At 58.1% G+C, this 16,683-nt stretch carries 15 protein-coding genes; 7 read left to right on the forward strand and 8 right to left on the reverse strand.

Annotation, left to right across the window (positions count from 1 at the left end; all coding sequences use genetic code 11):
• Positions 1–34 precede the first annotated feature (34 nt).
• The 4 genes from ACYVAC_RS22220 to ACYVAC_RS22235 all read right to left on the reverse strand — a co-directional run bounded on the left by ACYVAC_RS22220 (position 35) and on the right by ACYVAC_RS22235 (position 3,427).
• A complete protein-coding gene (locus ACYVAC_RS22220; RefSeq protein WP_461100019.1) occupies positions 35–712 on the reverse strand; it encodes a hypothetical protein in 678 nt (225 codons plus the stop codon).
• Positions 713–723: 11 nt separating this feature from the next.
• Positions 724–1,209, reverse strand: a complete 486-nt coding sequence (locus ACYVAC_RS22225; RefSeq protein WP_461100020.1) for a QcrA and Rieske domain-containing protein — start codon at positions 1,207–1,209, stop codon at positions 724–726.
• Between the two features lie 45 nt (positions 1,210–1,254).
• Entirely contained in the window at positions 1,255–2,283 is a 1,029-nt protein-coding gene (locus tag ACYVAC_RS22230) for a porin family protein (protein WP_461100021.1), read from the reverse strand.
• A gap of 565 nt (positions 2,284–2,848) precedes the next feature.
• Positions 2,849–3,427, reverse strand: coding sequence for an RNA polymerase sigma factor (locus tag ACYVAC_RS22235; RefSeq protein WP_461100022.1), 579 nt, complete (start codon positions 3,425–3,427; stop codon positions 2,849–2,851).
• Between the two features lie 345 nt (positions 3,428–3,772).
• On the opposite strand from ACYVAC_RS22235, the gene gldG reads away from it, so the two are divergent.
• Both gldG and ACYVAC_RS22245 read left to right on the forward strand, forming a co-directional pair.
• Positions 3,773–5,440, forward strand: a complete 1,668-nt coding sequence (gene gldG / locus ACYVAC_RS22240; RefSeq protein WP_461100023.1) for a gliding motility-associated ABC transporter substrate-binding protein GldG — start codon at positions 3,773–3,775, stop codon at positions 5,438–5,440.
• Positions 5,441–5,485: 45 nt separating this feature from the next.
• The gene (locus ACYVAC_RS22245; protein ID WP_461100024.1) at positions 5,486–6,727 is read left to right on the forward strand and encodes an MFS transporter; all 1,242 of its coding nucleotides are present in this window, start codon (positions 5,486–5,488) and stop codon (positions 6,725–6,727) included.
• A gap of 98 nt (positions 6,728–6,825) precedes the next feature.
• On the opposite strand, the gene ACYVAC_RS22250 is transcribed toward ACYVAC_RS22245, so the two are convergent.
• Positions 6,826–7,047, reverse strand: coding sequence for a DUF2795 domain-containing protein (locus tag ACYVAC_RS22250; protein ID WP_009284883.1), 222 nt, complete (start codon positions 7,045–7,047; stop codon positions 6,826–6,828).
• Between the two features lie 284 nt (positions 7,048–7,331).
• On the opposite strand from ACYVAC_RS22250, the gene ACYVAC_RS22255 reads away from it, so the two are divergent.
• On the forward strand, positions 7,332–8,069 hold the full coding sequence (locus ACYVAC_RS22255; protein WP_461100025.1) for a copper homeostasis protein CutC: 738 nt from the start codon (positions 7,332–7,334) through the stop codon (positions 8,067–8,069).
• On the opposite strand, the gene ACYVAC_RS22260 is transcribed toward ACYVAC_RS22255, so the two are convergent.
• On the reverse strand, positions 8,057–9,721 hold the full coding sequence (locus ACYVAC_RS22260; protein WP_461100026.1) for a sodium:solute symporter family transporter: 1,665 nt from the start codon (positions 9,719–9,721) through the stop codon (positions 8,057–8,059). The two genes, ACYVAC_RS22255 and ACYVAC_RS22260, sit on opposite strands and share 13 nt — an antisense overlap.
• 124 nt (positions 9,722–9,845) lie before the next feature.
• Positions 9,846–10,700 (reverse strand): formyltetrahydrofolate deformylase, encoded by an 855-nt coding sequence (gene purU, locus ACYVAC_RS22265; protein ID WP_461100027.1) that lies wholly within the window; start codon positions 10,698–10,700, stop codon positions 9,846–9,848.
• 79 nt (positions 10,701–10,779) lie between these two features.
• Here purU and ACYVAC_RS22270 point away from each other — a divergent pair, with 79 nt between their 5' ends.
• From ACYVAC_RS22270 to mog, 3 genes are all read left to right on the forward strand, one after another.
• Positions 10,780–11,742, forward strand: a complete 963-nt coding sequence (locus ACYVAC_RS22270; RefSeq protein WP_461100028.1) for an isoaspartyl peptidase/L-asparaginase family protein — start codon at positions 10,780–10,782, stop codon at positions 11,740–11,742.
• Between the two features lie 97 nt (positions 11,743–11,839).
• Positions 11,840–13,657: a glycosyltransferase gene (locus ACYVAC_RS22275; protein ID WP_461100030.1), complete on the forward strand. Its 1,818-nt coding sequence runs from the start codon at positions 11,840–11,842 to the stop codon at positions 13,655–13,657.
• 105 nt (positions 13,658–13,762) lie between these two features.
• Complete coding sequence (mog, locus tag ACYVAC_RS22280; protein WP_461100031.1) at positions 13,763–14,287, forward strand: molybdopterin adenylyltransferase; 525 nt, start codon at positions 13,763–13,765, stop codon at positions 14,285–14,287.
• Positions 14,288–14,340: 53 nt separating this feature from the next.
• Here mog and ACYVAC_RS22285 read toward each other — a convergent pair whose 3' ends face one another.
• A complete protein-coding gene (locus ACYVAC_RS22285; RefSeq protein ID WP_461100032.1) occupies positions 14,341–15,537 on the reverse strand; it encodes an anhydro-N-acetylmuramic acid kinase in 1,197 nt (398 codons plus the stop codon).
• A gap of 77 nt (positions 15,538–15,614) precedes the next feature.
• Here ACYVAC_RS22285 and ACYVAC_RS22290 point away from each other — a divergent pair, with 77 nt between their 5' ends.
• Entirely contained in the window at positions 15,615–16,496 is an 882-nt protein-coding gene (locus ACYVAC_RS22290) for a fructosamine kinase family protein (RefSeq protein WP_461100033.1), read from the forward strand.
• The last annotated feature ends 187 nt before the right edge of the window (positions 16,497–16,683 follow it).

The raw sequence follows: 16,683 nt of genomic DNA on the forward strand, positions 1-16,683 counted from the left end.
TAGGTAAGGGGAACGACCCGCCATCAGGCAGCCGCTAGAACGTCAGGGCTACCACCGAGACCGCATAGGCCCCGAAGGTGGTGTAAGCAGCCGCCCGGTGGATCGGTTTGAGGTCGGGATGCTCGTCGATCAGGCCGGCCAGGATGTTGGTAGCCACCATACCCGTGAGGTGAACAATGGCGAGGTATTTATGCAGCTTGATGGTAGTGAAGCCCCGGCGGGCACCGATTACAGGCGGGGGCGTTGTAAGCGAGAGCGCCAGGGTTGTGCCGTAGCTGACGTTGATGAGCGTGGCCGTGCGTTCGTGCCAGCGTTTGGTATCGACATAGTCCTGCCCTTTCGCATTGTATAGTTTAGCCCCTAGCAGGCCCTGGGCTACAAAACCCGCCAGCGTAACGAAGCCACCGATCTGGTGAGCAACCAGCATGGTGCGCCGAACGTTGAGCTCGCGGGCGCGGCCTTCGGGTGTCAGGGGTGCCACCTTCAGCGTCCGCAACAGGCCTTTCGGGCCCCAGAATGCCCGTTGTGTAAACAGCATTTTGTGGGGCAGCAAAGGCTGGGTCGTTGCCGAATCGGTCAGCCCCGCCAGCAGGTCATCGGCCGAGGTAGCTGCCGGCAGCGTATCGGGCCGCGCACGCACCGCTGTTGAATCCTGGGCCTGCAGTTGCCCACCAACGATCAACAGCAGCAATAGCATACAGAGTGGGCGCATAGGTCCGGTGTCTAGGCTGAAATGGTCAGTGTGTTACCATCAGCGCTGAGCGCCGTTTTATAGACGGTCAGGCCGGCGGTTGCCGGGCCAACTTCAACGGCACCCGTCGTGCTGAATTCAGAGCCGTGGTTAGGGCAGAAAAAATCGTTCTGCGTAAGCCGGTACTGCACATTGGTGCCCTGGTGGGTACAGGCGCGGGCCAGAGCGACGTAACTACCTCCCTTGATACGGGCAACAATCATATTGCCATTGTAGATGTAGCCGCCTTCCGTCTTGAGGGCGCTGTTAGCCGCACTGGTCAGGTCCAGCGTATTGCTGCCGGTACCGGTGCCGGTACCCGTTCCCGTCGATGGAGCGGGGTCGGTGCTTTTGCTCGAACAGGCCGACAGGGTACCCATGCAGTAGAACGCCATCAGGGCGGCTCCGCTCAGGCCCAGCGATTTGATAAACGCTGCGCGGTTCAGATTGTCGGTTTGTTGGGGCTGTGTAGGCATCATGGTTGTATTGGTTTGGTATGAGTTGCTATAAAACGTGTTCTTTTTTTACAATCGATAGCGGAGCGACAGGAAGACACCCGTACTGAGCAGGTGAACTTTGTAGACCCCGACCCCCTTGAGCGACACTTTCAGAAAGGGTTCGACCTGCCACGCGAGCCGCTGGCTGATCGCCCGTTCATACCCCGCCGACAGGTTTAGCTGGCTGAAGCCATACCGGCTCGTGCTGTCGACATAGGTCGACCGGTTCACGATAGCCGGGTCGTTGGGCTTCGCGTAATTGTAGTTGTACTCCTCTTCCAGAATGACGTAACTGGTAAGGCCACTGCTCACAAACCACCGATCGAACCGGCCGTTGCGGGGCCGGTTAACAAAGTCATAGCGAACGTTCAGCGGAATGTCGATCATACGGCATTCACCACTGACACTCTCGGGCTTTACTTTCCAGTACGTATGGGCTGGCCAGGTATAATCGCTGGTCCTGGCCTCATATCGTTTGGTACTCCAGAGGGCGCCCGCCTGTACACTCCAGCGGCTGGCCAGCCGGTAGTCGAGCATAAGCCCCAGGTTGGTGCCGGGCCGGCTGAAATTACGCAGCCCCACCCCGCTCAAGTCGGGCGACACGACGAACCGAACACTCGGCCCGCGGACGCTTATCGGTTGCGGCTGTCGACCGGGCTGTTCGGCCACTACCGGCGACTCGGGCTGTCGGTGCAGCGGATCGAGCGGCAGCAGGGTCAGCGCGGTATGGCTTGCCACAGTCGTCAGCCCCGGCAACAGGTTCCGCTGGTCGGGCGGCCCACTGGTTGAAACCGATTTGTCGACGATGACATTGCCTGTCTCTACACCGTACTCCGATGTGCGCGTACCGACGAACGCGCCGGCTGGTACCCAATCTGCCCCAGACCGCCGACTCCCCCGCCGACCCACGTGTTCCTTCGGCAGGCGTTCCGCAACTGATCCGGTTGTTGGAGTCAGGGGGGTAGCCAGCGCGGGCGCGTCGGTTACGGGATCGACCCCGTTCGGCTGCCAGATGGTATTTGTGCCGTCTGTGTCGACGGTTTTGCGCTGGTTCATTCCGGTTCGTCTGGCGCGCGTTGCCAGCCAGGAGCGACGTCTTTGAGCTACGGTCGGCCGGCTGGTAGCCGTCGGCGCCAGATCGATCTCCATTTCAGGGTTTTGCTCCGCCGATTCACGCGCTACACGCCTGCCTGGCAAGCCCGTCGTATTTTGCTTCCGCCCAGCCGGCAAATTCGGCCCGGCTGCAGGCAGCGCGTCGCTGGTTACTTGCCGGCTTGCGCCGTTCGTGGCCGGAAGGCGCACGTTATGACCGGCCACACCGGCCAGATCGGGCGCATGGGGGGCTACCGACTCGCCTGTTACAACCGGTTTCTGCATCCCGCCGGCCAATCGCGCAGCAGTCGTTCGACCAGGGCCGTCAGACCGGCGAACAAGCAGCCAGCTCGTACCAATGATTAGTACTAGTACGCTTGCCAGGCCGCCCCAGCGCAGCCATCGCTGCCAGACCTGGCGCCGGTTGTGCGCGTCGAGTTGCCGGGATAGTCCAGCCCAGGCATCATTGGTCAGATCAGGTAATGGATCAGCCTCTTCAAGCGATTTTCTGAAGAGCCCGTCCAATTGGTCATCGGTTAACTCTTGCATACTCATCGTAATTCTGTTGTTTCAATAGTACACGCAGGTTCTCGCGGGCCCGGGCCAGGTTCGATTTAGATGCTCCGACCGAAATGCCCAGTTTCTCCGCAATTTCATCGTGCGCAAACCCATCCATCACATACAGGTTGAACACCAGCCGGTAGGCCGGCGACAGCATCTGCACCAGTTTCAGCAGTTCGTCGTAGGCCAGCTGGCTATAGGCGTCGGCCCCCGTTGCTACGCTGGCCTGTCCGGCCTGTTCCACCGAATCATGGTAAAAATGGCGTAGTTCCTGCCGGTAGTGGTCGACAGCGGTGTTGATCAGGATGCGCCGAAGCCAGGCCTTGAATGGCTGGGCCGGATCGTACTGGTCGAGCCGCGTAAACACTTTCAGAAAGCCATCATTCAGCACTTCCAGGGCACTCTCGCGGGTAGGCGCGTACCGCAGACAAACGCTCATGGCGAATCCGTAGAACTGCCGGTACAGCAGTTCCTGACTCTGCCGGTGATTGCGAAGGCAACCAGCCAACAGGTCGGGCAGCGCAGAGCGTTCGGGTGCGTTAGCCATCTGATGTCACAGCGGGAGTGTAACCTCGCCCAACCAGGATCGGGCGATTTCGTAGACAGTACGGAGATGGTGTGGAGGAGGTTGCGTGACCGGCAAAAAATAAACCAGGGTCGACCGCATTTCGCTGCTTTTGCTGTAAACTTGTCCACGGCCCTGACCGGGATGGCGCAGCGGGTAGCCTTTTTAAAGATACGAAAAGGAACCGATCGGCAACGCTGTCCGTACAGGATTATCCGGTCGGCCCCGATATACGGCAAAGACTACTGTGCCTGAGCGCAGGGGCTGGCGTGTTGATTTGGCCGTTGAGCAGTACCGTTTCTGCCGCCTTGTTCGTTAGTGTACTTTATGAAAGCTGCCTCGCTGCGCACCCTCGTTTTTATCCTTGCCCTGATTGCCGTCAACGTACTGTCGGCCTTTGTTTTCTTCCGGCTCGACCTGACCGAAGAAAAGCGCTACACCCTGTCGCCGGCTACCGAGTCGCTGCTGGCCCGGCTGCCCGATGATGTCCATGTCGATGTGTACCTGACGGGCGATTTACCCCCCGCCTTCAAGCGACTCGAAACGGCCGTTCGCGAAACGCTCGACGAGTTCGACGCCCGGGCCGGCAAGCCGTTTACCTATCGCTTCATCGATCCCGACGGCTCTGGCAGTGCCGACGAGAAGGGTAAGCTCATCGACAAACTGCAACAGCTGGGGCTATTACCCACCAACCTGGTAGCCAACGAAAACGGCAAACGTACCGAGAAACTGGTTTTTCCGGGGGCCGTTGTTTCGTATAAAGGGCGGCAAACCGCCGTGCTGCTGCTGAAGGGGAATAAGACAGCCTCGAAAGAAGACCAGCTGAACCAGTCGTACGAAGGCGTCGAGTTCCAGCTGGCGGCCGCTATTCGCAAGCTGACCCAGACCGAAGGCAACCGCCGTCGGATCGGCCTCCTGTATGGCCATACGCAGGTACCGCCGTCGCGTTTTGCCGATCTGCTGGCTACGGTGCAGGAAACCTACGACCTGTTTTTCGTGGACATGACCAAGCCGGGCCCCATCACCAACCTCGACGCCATTCTGGTGCCCAAACCCGATCGTCCCTTTTCCGACGACGAGGTTTTCAAACTCGATCAGTTTGTGGTCAATGGGGGCCGGGCCCTGTTTTTTGTGGATGGGCAACGGGTCGATTCGGTGAGCAACGAGGGCACCTACGCCCAGCCGCTCGCGCTCAACCTCGACGATCTGTTTTTCCGGTGGGGGGTTCGGATCAACCGCGATGTGGTAAAAGACCTGTACTGCGCTCCCATCCCGCTCAACGTGGGCAATCTGGGCGATAAGCCTAATATTCAGCTATTGCCGTGGCGATTCTACCCCCTGCTCAACGACTTTGGCACATCGGGCAACCCCATCGTGCGTAACCTCGACGCCGTGCTGAGCAAGTTCAGCAGTACGCTCGACACTGTGCGGTCGCCCGGTATTCGCAAAACGCCCCTCCTGCTGACCTCGCGCTATACCCAGCTGCTGAAGGCGCCGGCGCTTATCTCCTACACCGAAGCCCGCCGGCAGCCCGACCCCCAGACTTATAACGCCGGCCCCCGCCTGATTGCCTGCCTGCTCGAAGGTCGGTTCACGTCGCTCTACGCCAACCGTATTCTGCCCGGCGATCCGCGCGCGGCCGGCTTCCGGGCCGAAGGCCTTCCTTCGCGGGTACTTGTCTGTTCCGACGGCGATCTGATCGTAAACGATGTCGACTACAAACGCAACATGCCTTACCCACTCGGTTTCGACCGGTTTACGCGCAACACCTTCGCCAATAAAGACTTCGCCCTCAACGCCATCGACTACCTGGTCGACCCGGAGGGCGTAATTGCCGCCCGCGCCCGTACCGTTACGCTGCGCCCCCTCGATAAAATCCGGGTCGATGCCAACCGCACAGGCTGGCAGGCGCTCAATCTGCTGGCTCCACTGGCGCTGGTAGGCGTGGTGGGACTGGTGTGGCAGACCGTTCGGCGCCGGCGCTACGGGCGGTAGACTGCTTCCGCTGGCGTCTTTGCCGGCATATACCTTCCTCACGCCATGCCCACTGCCCCCGCCCCGACATCCGTTTCGTTCCGCCCGTTGTTTTCGCTGCCCGTGGTGGTGGCCGCGCTGGGTTACTTTGTCGATGTGTATGACCTGCTCTTGTTCAACATCGTGCGGGTGCCGAGTCTGAACGATCTGGGTCTGAGCGAAGCCGCGATATCGCTGGAAGGGGGCCGAATTCTGAATTATCAGCAGGCGGGGTTATTGCTGGGTGGTATCCTGTGGGGTATCATGGGCGATAAGCGCGGCCGGCTGTCGGTACTGTTTGGCTCCATCATTACCTATTCGCTGGCCAACATTGCCTGTGGTTTCGTGCAGACCCCAACCGTATACGCCATACTTCGATTCGTGGCAGGGCTGGGACTGGCCGGCGAGCTGGGGGCTGGCATCACGCTGGTCAGCGAAATTCTGCCCAGACAGCTGCGGGGCTATGGCTCCTCGCTCGTAGCCGGCATCGGGTTGCTGGGAGCGGTGGTGGCTTACTTCACCGTGTCGCTGTTTAACTGGCGAACTACCTATTTTGTGGGTGGCGGACTGGGGCTGGGGCTCCTGGCCCTGCGGGTAACGGTGCTGGAGTCGGGGCTGTTCAGGCAGGTGCAGCAAACAGCCGTGCGCCGGGGCAACTTTCTGGCCCTGTTTCAGCAGCGGGCCCGGTTCTGGCGCTACCTGCAGTGCATGGGCATTTCGCTACCCACTTACTTCGTCATTGGCATTCTGGCCACCTTCGGCAACGAGTTTGGCAAGGCCATGGGCATTGCCGAACCCATTCAGCCCGGCCGCAGCGTGATGTTTACCTACGTGGGCATGGTAGCGGGCGACCTGCTGTCGGGCCCCTTCAGTCAGCTCTTGCACGCGCGCCGGAAAGCCATCGGGCTCATGATGGGCCTGACGCTCGTGTTTGTGGCTATTTACCTGACCGGTAGCCTGTCGACGGCTACCGGCTTCTACGCCATCTGCGTAGGCATGGGTTTCGGCATTGGCTACATCGCCCTGTTTCTCACCGTTACGGCCGAGAGTTTTGGCACCAACCTGCGCGCTACGGCGACCACATCGGTAGCCAATAATGTGCGGGCCACCACGCTGCTGAGTATCCCGGTCTTTCAGGCGCTGAAACCCACGCTGGGCATACTGCCGGCCGGTGCCCTGATCGGCGCCGTGTGTTTCCTGCTGGCCTTCTGGTCGCTGGCCCGCCTGCCCGAAACCTATGGCAATGACCTCGACTTCAGTGAGGCCTGACTCGTTATCTGCGGGCATAAAAAAAGCGTGGCGTTCCGAAGGAGCCACGCTTTTTTTATGCCATACCGTAAGCCGACCCGTCAGGGGCCGTCAACGGCCTAATATTCGTCTTCGTTGAAGAAGAAATCATCCTTGGTTGGATAGTCAGGCCAGATTTCTTCGATGCTTTCATAAGGCTGACCATCGTCCTCAAGTTCCTGCAGATTCTCAACAACCTCCAGCGGAGCACCGGAGCGAATCGAATAATCAATGAGTTCGTCTTTCGTGGCTGGCCAGGGGGCATCTTCGAGATAGGAAGCTAGTTCGAGTGTCCAGTACATAGTGTGTCTTAAGTAAAGCGTGACTGTTTTTCAATGAGGGTGCAAAAGTATAAAAAACTGCGTATCCGGAACCTCCCCTCTACATAATGTTTGCGGACGTACCCACCATGGGAGTTAGGCGATTAACCAACGATACTCAGCTTTGTTTTCGTCTGCCCGGTTTAATTGTCAAATAGCAAAAAATTGCCCAATTCGGTCGCACTTTTTTAGTCATACAGGCCGTGTAGTGGCCTGGAGCGGGGTTCGGCGCGTAACTTGCCGGCTCATTCTGATCCGACTTGCTTATGACAATCGAAGTTTGTGCCTATTCGTTCAATTCGTGCCTGGTGGCGCAGCAGGCCGGTGCCCATCGGGTCGAGCTGTGTGGCGGCCTGAGCGAAGGCGGTACGACACCCAGCGCGGGCCTGATTCAGCTGGTCCGCCAGCACCTGACCATTGCGCTCTACGTGATGATTCGGCCGCGCGGGGGCGACTTTCTTTATTCAGATACCGAACGCGCGGTGATGCGCGCCGATATCGAAGCAGCCAAACACGCCGGGGCCGATGGCGTGGTGCTGGGTCTGCTGCGCCCCGACGGTACCGTCGACGAAGAAGCCACCCGCGAACTGGTTGCTCTGGCCCATCCGCTGCCGGTTACCTTCCACCGTGCTTTCGACATGACCCGCGACGCGCCGGAAGCCCTCGAAGCGGTAATCCGCACGGGCTGTGCCCGGATTCTGACCTCGGGGCAACACCCCTCGGCTCTGACCGGTGCCGCTGTGCTGCAGCAACTGGCAACGCAGGCTGCCGGACGTATCGAAATTATGGCGGGCGTAGGCGTATCGGCACAAAACGCAGCCCAGCTGGCGCAGACGGGCGTCGATGCCCTGCACCTGAGTGGCAAATCAGCGCAGCCCAGTGGCATGATTTACCGCCGGCCCAACATAACAATGGCGTCGGCTGTACTGGGCGAATACGAACGTATCGAAGCCAGTGCCGACGCCATTGCGCAGGTGGTCGGGTTAACTACCTACCAGAAGTAAGCATACAGCGCCGTTACAATCGTCAGGATCACAGCCGCGCCGATGGCAAAGGATGGCGCTACTTTAAACATGCTCGCGTCGATTTCCAGCCCGCGCGTGCTGGGTTTCTGCAGGCCGAGAATAAACATCACCACCACGCAGATCACAAATACGAAGCCCATCGTGTCGAGGAACGGAATGGTATATACTCCGCCTTCGCCCGCTACGGCAAATCCGTAGGGCGCCAGGAACGACAGGTCGACCAGACCGGGTAGCAGGTATTTGAAGAACAACGACAGCAGGAAGCCACCGACAATCGCAAACAGGGCGCCCGACGAGTTGGTCTTTTTCCAGAAGAAGCCCATGATAAAGGCCGCAAATACGCCCGGCGATACCAGACCCGTCATTTCCTGAATGAACTGGAAACCACCCTTCTTGTCGATGCCCATGAACGGCGAAATCAGAATAGCCAGAATCATGGCGACCCAGATCGTGATCCGGCCGGTCAGTACCAGTTTTTCTTCGCTGGCTTCGGGCGCAATGTATTTCTTGTAGATATCGAGCGTGAAAATGGTCGATATCGAGTTGGCTTTACCGGCCAGCGAGGCTACCACGGCCGCCGTCAGAGCCGCAAACGACAGCCCTTTCAGACCGGTCGGCAGCAGATTGAGCAGTACAGGATACGCGTGGTCTTTGTTTACCTCGCCGGTAGCGTCGAGCATTTCGGCGTGGAACAGCCCTTTCTGGTAAAGCGTGTAGGCTGCAATACCCGGAATAACCACGATGATCGGCATGACCAGCTTCAGGAAAGCGGCAAACAGAATACCCTCCCGGGCCGTCTTCAGATCGGCACCGAGCGCCCGCTGGGTGATATACTGATTACAGCCCCAGTAGTTCAGGTTTACAATCCACATCCCGCCGAACAGCACGGTCAGGCCCGGCAGCGATGCATAGAATGGGTGGCCTTTGGGGAAAATCATGTGGAAGTGATCGGCCGACTGGGTCAGCATGATGTGCATGCCGTTGGCAATACCTTCCGTACCGCTCTGGGTCGACACCAGGTTAACAGCCAGATACGTCGTGGCCAGTCCGCCCAGAATCAGGAAGAACACCTGAATGACGTCGGTGAAGCCGATTACTTTCATCCCGCCGATGGTGATGATAACGGCGAAAACCGCCAGGCCGATCATACATACCGTGAAGTTCAGACCCGAAATGGTCGATACGGCCAGGGCACCCAGGAACAGAATCGATGTCAGGTTGACCAGGATGTAGAGAAACAGCCAGAAAATGGCCATGATCATGGCCACAGTATTGTTGTAGCGCTGGGTCAGGAACTGGGGCATCGTGAAGATGCGGTTCTTGAGATAGATGGGCATGAAGAAAACAGCCACCACGATCAGCGTGGCTGCCGCCATCCATTCGTAGGTCGCAATGGCCAGCCCCATGGCAAATCCATCACCCGAGGTGCCGATAAACTGCTCGGCCGAAATGTTTGATGCAATCAGCGATGAACCGATAGCCCACCAGGTCAGTGAACCCTCCGCCAGGAAGAAATCCTTGGTCGACATTTGGGCGGTTTTCTTCCGCCTGTAAATCCAGATACCGTAGGCCGCAACGATAATAAAGTAAAAGAAAAAGACTGTGTAGTCCAGCGCCTGAAGTTGTTGCATGTTAAGGGTATAGATACAAGTAAATTAATTTTCGCTCATTTGACCGATTTGGAGTCGAAAGATAAGGATTTAGGGAAATTTCGGGACATTATTCTACAATTACCCTGGATTACCCTACTCCCGCCTACAGCACAATGGCACGGTTGCCGGCAATAAATACGCGGTCGTTGAACACCAGTTTAAGCGCCTGCGACAAAACGATTTTTTCAACGTCGCGCCCTTCCATGGCCATGTCCTGCGCCAGCTGCCGGTGGTTCACCTCCTTCACATCCTGCGCAATGATGGGCCCCTCGTCGAGATCGTTGTTGACAAAGTGAGCGGTAGCCCCGATGATCTTCACCCCCCGCTCGTAGGCCTGTCGGTAGGGGTTGGCCCCCACGAAGGCCGGCAGAAACGAATGGTGGATGTTGACAATACGATTGGGGTACCGATCGACAAAGCCGGGAGTCAGTACCCGCATGTATTTGGCCAGTACCAGGTATTCGGGTTCATAGATGGCCAGCGTGCGCAGAATGGCGTCTTCATGCTCCTCGCGGGTCTTGCCTTCGTGGGCTACGTGGTGGAACGGAATGCCAAATTTGCTGACCAGCGGCTGCAGCGTGCTGTAGTTACTCACCACAGCCAGAATGTCGGCATCGAGTTCGTCGAACGCATAGCGAACCAGCAGTTCGGCCAGGCAGTGGTGCTCTTTCGTAACCAGCACCACAATGTTTTTCTTCCGTTTGGGATTGAGCCGAAACCGGATGGCCGAGGCATCGATAGCAGGCGGCAGGGCCGTTTTCAGCTCATCCAGCAGCGCCTTGTCGTCGAAGCTTCCCTCGAACTCCGTTCGCATGAAGAACCGGCCCGCCGGGCTTACGTACTCATCGTTATGGATGATGTTGAGGTTATGCCGAAACAAAACGCCCGTTACGTGGTAAATCAGGCCCTTGGAATCGGGGCCTTCCATCAGCAAAATGTGCTTGTCTAAATCCGCCATGAACTGCAATGAATAAATCGGTTAAAAGTAGCAAATGCCAACTGTTTATTCCCTTAATTTGGGCCGTAACCCTCAATTCATGCTCAACAGACGACTTTTTTTACGCCTGGGGCCACTGGCAGGCCTATTCCCGTCGCTGGCGTTCGGTGCCGCTAAAACACCCCGGGCTACGGCCCCGGCCGGCCCCCTTGTTCTCTCTACCTGGAAACAACCCAAGGCCAATGCGGCTGCCCTGGCGGCCCTTACCAAAGGTGGTACCGCCCTCGACGCTGTCGAAGCCGGGGTTCGCGTACCCGAAGCCGACCCCAACGATACCAGTGTTGGCTACGGTGGTCTGCCCGACCGGGATGGCCGCGTAACGCTCGATGCCTGCATCATGGACGAGAAAGGCAATGCTGGCTCCGTCACCTACCTCGAGCACATCATGCACGCCATTTCGGTGGCCCGGGCCGTGATGGAAAAAACGCCCCACGTCATGCTCAGTGGCGAAGGTGCCCTGAAGTTTGCGCTCGACCAGGGATTCAAGAAACAGAACCTGCTTACGCCGGGCTCGAAAGCAGCCTGGCAAAACTGGCTTAAGACGGCCAAATACAAGCCCATCGTCAACATCGAACGGCACGACACCATCGGCATGCTGTCGATCGACGCTGCGGGTAATATTTCGGGGGCCTGCACCACCAGCGGGCTGGCTTACAAAATGAACGGCCGCGTGGGCGACTCGCCCATTATCGGGGCCGGCCTGTTTGTCGATAATGAAATTGGCGGAGCCTGCGCCACGGGGCTGGGTGAACTGGTCATGCGCACCTGCGGCTCGTTTCTGGTGGTCGAGCTGATGCGGCAGGGTCGCACGCCCCAGCAGGCCTGTGAAGAAGCGGCTCTGCGAATTGTGAAGAAGCAGGATTATAAAGACGTACAGGTTGGCTTTATTGCCGTGAACAAACAGGGCGAGATGGGTGCCTATAGCATTCAGCCGGGTTTCAACTACACACTGACCCGAGGTCAGGATACGCAGGTGGTCGAAGCCAAATCTTATTTAAAATAGAAGTCGGTTTCTGGTTTCGGTTAGGCGGCAGCCCGACCTTTGCTCCGCATGAATCAGGATTGATCCGCACATACACCCAAAACCACAGCGACTAATTTTGGAATCCATTTTTTCAACCTCGAAGCGCAAACTACTGCTTGAAGTTGCCTGGGAGGTCTGCAACCAGGTAGGCGGTATTTACACGGTCATTCGGTCGAAAGTGCCGGCCATGGTCGAGAAGTGGGACGATAATTACGTGGCCCTGGGCCCGTATTTTGCCCAGCGGGCAGCGTCTGAATTTGAACCGATTACCGATTCGGACGAAACCGAGATCGGGCAAACGGTCAGCAAGATGCGCCAGATGGGTTACCGGGTCGAATACGGCTACTGGCTCATCACGGGCCGCCCGCGCGTGGTGCTATTCGATATTTCCAGTGTCAGTACCGATCAGCTCAACTACATCAAGGCCAAGCTCTGGGAAAACCACCAGCTCACGACCCTCAACGTCGAAGACCTGGTAAATCAGACCATTATTTTTGGCGAAATGGTCCGGCAGTTTCTGACGCTGCTGGCTGAGAACCACGCCCGCCGGGTCGATTTTGTGGCGCACTTCCACGAGTGGATGGCCAGTACGGGCCTGCCCGACCTGCGTCGCGACAATGTGAAGGTAGCCACGGTTTTTACCACCCACGCCACCATGCTGGGGCGCTATCTGGCGCAGAACGAAGCCGGCTTCTACGGTAAACTCCCGTTCTACGACTGGCTGCGCGAAGCCCGGCACTACGGCATTGAAACGCAGGCCACCATCGAACGGCTGTCGGCGCAGCAGGCCCACGTTTTCACCACTGTCAGTGATGTGACAGCCCGCGAGTGCGAAGTGTTTCTCGGGCGCAACCCCGACCTCGTGCTGCCCAACGGCCTCAATATCACCCGCTTTGCGGCTACCCACGAGTTTCAGAACCTGCACGTGCGCTACAAGGAGAAGATCCATGAGTTCATCATGGGCCACTTCTTCCAGAGCTATTCGTTCGACCTCAACAAAACGCTTTACTTCTTTACCTCGGGCCGGTTCGAGTTTTCCAACAAAGGCTACGACCTGACGCTGGAAGCCCTCGCCCGGCTCAATTACCGCATGAAGGTAGAGGAGATGGATATGACTATCGTTATGTTCATGGTAACGCGGCAGCCTTACACGTCGATCAATCCGGAAGTACTGCACTCGCGCGCCCTGCTCGACGAAATCCGTGAAACCTGCGAAAGCATTGAAAAGCAGGTGGGCGAACGGCTCTTTCTGGCAGCGGCCTCCAACGTCGACACCAAGATTCCGGACCTCAGTACCTTTATCGACGAATACTGGCGGCTGCGGCTCCGGCGGACGGTACAGAGCTGGAAAACCAAGAAGCTACCGCCGTTTGTGACCCACAACCTGGTGCAGGAAGACGACATGACGCGGTTTATCCGGCAGGCCAATCTGGTCAACAACGAATCGGACCGGGTCAAGATCGTTTACCACCCCGACTTCATTGCCTCGACCAACCCTCTGTTCGGCCTCGACTACAGTCAGTTTGTGCGGGGTTGCCACCTGGGCGTGTTTCCGAGCTATTACGAACCCTGGGGCTACACCCCACTGGAGTGCGTGGTGCGCGGCATTCCGACTGTCACGAGCGACCAGTCGGGCTTCGGCGACTTCATCATGCAGATCATGCGCGACTATGAGAACCGGGGCATTTACGTCGTCAACCGGCGAACTAACTCGTTCAACGAAGCCGCCGATCAGCTGGCCGATATGCTGTACCGTTTTGTAAAGATGAGTCAGCGCGACCGGATTCAACAACGCAACCGGGTCGAGAACATCGCCGAAATTTTCGACTGGAGCAGCCTTCGCTCCTACTACGACACCGCCCACGACCTCGCGCTGAAGCGCAAGAAACCTTAAATAACGTTTTCAGTATCCGGTTTCCGGTTTAGGGTGGCTATCGCGCAGCCGGGCTGCTGCCGCCGTAAACTGGCTACTGAATCCTGTAAACCGTATACCGACCCAATGATTCGTATCGGCATTATCAACGTTTCGGACCGCGCCAGTGCGGGGGTTTACGAAGACATTCCCGGCAAGGCGGTGGTTTCGTTCCTGACCGACTGGCTTACCTCGCCCTGGGAACCCGTTTACCGCGTTATCCCCGACGAGCAGGATCAGCTGGAGGCCACCATGATCGAACTGGCCGATACCGAAGGGTGCTGTCTGGTGGTAACCACGGGTGGTACCGGCCCCGCCCTGCGCGACGTGACGCCCGAAGCTACTGAAGCCGTCTGCCAGAAAATGCTGCCCGGCTTCGGTGAACTGATGCGCCAGGAAAGTTTGAAGTATGTGCCAACGGCTATTCTGTCGCGGCAAACGGCCGGCATTCGCAACCAGACCCTGCTGCTGAACCTGCCCGGCAAACCAACCGCGATCGGCCAGTGCCTGTCGGTTGTGTTTCCGGCTATACCTTACTGCATCGACCTCATCGGAGGCCCGTTTATCACGACCGACGAAACTAAAATGAAGGTGTTCCGGCCAAAAAGTTAGCTTTTCTGCCAGGCATCTGCCAATCGGCTCCGGAGATTCCCCGTGCGTGTGTGTCAGCCAGGCAGGCTGATCTTACCCATCCGCACGGTCGGTACGCCTTCGCGCGCGCCAAACGACGTGGTGCCGCCCGCCAGGCATTCGTTGGCCAGCACGGCAAACAGCACAGCCTCCTTGGCATCACCACTGATACCCAATTCGTCGGTTCGGTTGAACGTGCAGCCGGGTAGCTGTTGCCGGATGGCACCTGTCAGAACAGGGTTATGCATGCCACCACCGCTCATGTAGACATGGTAATGCTCGCCGGGCTGCATGACGCGCCGGATGGCCGACGCAATCGTATCGGCACTGAACTGCACAAGAGTGGCCATCAGATCGGCGGGAGCGAGTGCTTCTGTCTGGCTGCGGGCCTGTGCTGCGGCAACATAGTCGGGGTTAAATACTTCCGGCCCGGTTGTTTTGGGGAAGGTGGCGGCAAAAAACGGATGATCGAGCAAGGCCTGCAACAACGCTGAACTGACGCGACCGCTGGCGGCCAGTCGTCCATCCTGGTCATAAGGCTGGCTGAGGTATTGCCGGGCGCAGGCATCGAGCAGCGTGTTGCCCGGCCCGGTATCGGTCGTAAACACCGCCCCCGCATCCTGACTGGCCGGCAGGTACGTGAAGTTGGCAATTCCCCCCATGTTAAGGAGCAGCCGGTTTTCGCCCGCCTTCGAAAACATAAAGTAATCGCCATAGACCGCCAGCGGGGCTCCTTCCCCTCCGGCGGCTACGTGCTTCTGGCGGAAATCGCTCAGGGTGATGATACCACTCGTAACGGCCACATGGTCGCCATCGCCAATCTGGAGTGTCCCCCCCGGATAATCGGCTCGGTTATGCTGCCGCCTGGGGGCATGATATACCGTCTGGCCATGACTCGCCACCACATCGACCGTTGCCGGATCAACTTCCCAGGCCTGCAGACAATCGAGCACAAGCTGCCCGTGAAGCCGGCCAATGTAGGGGTTGAGTAAACAAAGCAACTCGAATTCGATTTCGTGTTTAGCGAAGATGGTTCGGACACGGGCTTTAAATGCAGCGTCGTAAGGCACGGTTGCAAACCGTTCGAGCGTTACGAAAGTATCAGGGCCATGGCCTGAAATCCGACACAGGGCCACGTCGAGGCCATCGAGCGATGTGCCCGACATCAGCCCGACAATTCGGCGGCTTGGCTGCCGGGCCAGATCGTACAGGCGTTGGAGGTAAGGATTCATAGGCGGGGTTACGCTGCAAAAGTATTTTTTTTCCGGCGATTGCCGGTTGTGCAATCGCTGATCCTAATCTGGTTCCTATGGATTTTTGGGGAGACGATCAGTTCTCATTTTTTGAACATATTCTGTTTAAAGCCCTTGGCCGGCCCGTCGATGTGCTGGACACCCAGTTTCTGGCCGGGGGCGACATTAACATTGCCGCGCAGGTCAGTTCCTCGGAAGGCGTCTTTTTCATTAAATGGAATCACGCCGACCCCGGCGACATGTTTGCGGTCGAAGCCCGAGGGCTTGAGTTGCTGCGCCATACCGATGCACTGGCGATTCCAGAGGTCATTGGCTATGGTCATCAGCAGGATAAATCGTACCTGATTCTAAATTATATCGATCCGGGCAAACCCCTGGCTACTTACTGGGAGAAACTCGGGCAGGCACTGGCCGAAATTCATTCGCACACCCAACCCCAGTTTGGTCTTTCGTTCAACAACTACATCGGGTCGCTGCCCCAGAACAACGCCCGACAAGCCCACGGGCTTACCTTTTTCTTCGACAATCGGCTGCTGCCGCAGGCCGGACAGGCTTTTTATAACGGACTGCTAAGCAAACCAGTCTACGAATCGCTGTTCCGGCTGCGCGACCGGCTGCCCGATCTGCTGCCCAACGAGCGGCCGGCGCTGCTGCACGGCGATTTATGGTCGGGCAATGTGATGGTTACCGCCGACGGACGGCCAGCCCTCATCGACCCGGCGGTTTACTACGGCTTTCGGGAAGCCGATCTGGCCCATACGCGGTTGTTTGGCGGTTTCGACCACCGGTTCTACGATGCGTACGATGAAGCCTTCCCGCTCGAAGCCGGCTTTGAGCAGCGGGTACCGATCTATAACCTCTATCCCCTGCTGGTGCATGTCAACCTGTTTGGGTCGGGTTATGTGAGCGGTGTGGAACGCATTTTGAAACCGTTTTAGGTCCGATTGCGGTTAGTCTTTACCCGATGGGTCTGTCAGCAGCGGTCCCGACCAGCCAATTCGGCCGGGCAGACCGCGTAAGTGGCTGCCTATGCGTACCTTGCAGCCACCTGGCCGGGCGTTTGCCCGCCCTGTACCGGCGGGCAGGAGTACCCTGGCAACCCGCCCGCCCATCGACAAACGACTT

This window comes from Spirosoma luteolum (assembly GCF_054778875.1).

Excerpts from the sequence above, each read along its gene's own strand:
- ACYVAC_RS22220 (WP_461100019.1), bottom strand. The coding sequence starts at position 712 with ATGCGCCCACTCTGTATGCTATTGCTGCTGTTGATCGTTGGTGGGCAA.
- ACYVAC_RS22225 (WP_461100020.1), bottom strand. The coding sequence starts at position 1,209 with ATGATGCCTACACAGCCCCAACAAACCGACAATCTGAACCGCGCAGCG.
- ACYVAC_RS22230 (WP_461100021.1), bottom strand. The coding sequence starts at position 2,283 with ATGAACCAGCGCAAAACCGTCGACACAGACGGCACAAATACCATCTGG.
- ACYVAC_RS22235 (WP_461100022.1), bottom strand. The coding sequence starts at position 3,427 with ATGGCTAACGCACCCGAACGCTCTGCGCTGCCCGACCTGTTGGCTGGT.
- gldG (WP_461100023.1), top strand. The coding sequence starts at position 3,773 with ATGAAAGCTGCCTCGCTGCGCACCCTCGTTTTTATCCTTGCCCTGATT.
- ACYVAC_RS22245 (WP_461100024.1), top strand. The coding sequence starts at position 5,486 with ATGCCCACTGCCCCCGCCCCGACATCCGTTTCGTTCCGCCCGTTGTTT.
- ACYVAC_RS22250 (WP_009284883.1), bottom strand. The coding sequence starts at position 7,047 with ATGTACTGGACACTCGAACTAGCTTCCTATCTCGAAGATGCCCCCTGG.
- ACYVAC_RS22255 (WP_461100025.1), top strand. The coding sequence starts at position 7,332 with ATGACAATCGAAGTTTGTGCCTATTCGTTCAATTCGTGCCTGGTGGCG.
- ACYVAC_RS22260 (WP_461100026.1), bottom strand. The coding sequence starts at position 9,721 with ATGCAACAACTTCAGGCGCTGGACTACACAGTCTTTTTCTTTTACTTT.
- purU (WP_461100027.1), bottom strand. The coding sequence starts at position 10,700 with ATGGCGGATTTAGACAAGCACATTTTGCTGATGGAAGGCCCCGATTCC.
- ACYVAC_RS22270 (WP_461100028.1), top strand. The coding sequence starts at position 10,780 with ATGCTCAACAGACGACTTTTTTTACGCCTGGGGCCACTGGCAGGCCTA.
- mog (WP_461100031.1), top strand. The coding sequence starts at position 13,763 with ATGATTCGTATCGGCATTATCAACGTTTCGGACCGCGCCAGTGCGGGG.
- ACYVAC_RS22285 (WP_461100032.1), bottom strand. The coding sequence starts at position 15,537 with ATGAATCCTTACCTCCAACGCCTGTACGATCTGGCCCGGCAGCCAAGC.
- ACYVAC_RS22290 (WP_461100033.1), top strand. The coding sequence starts at position 15,615 with ATGGATTTTTGGGGAGACGATCAGTTCTCATTTTTTGAACATATTCTG.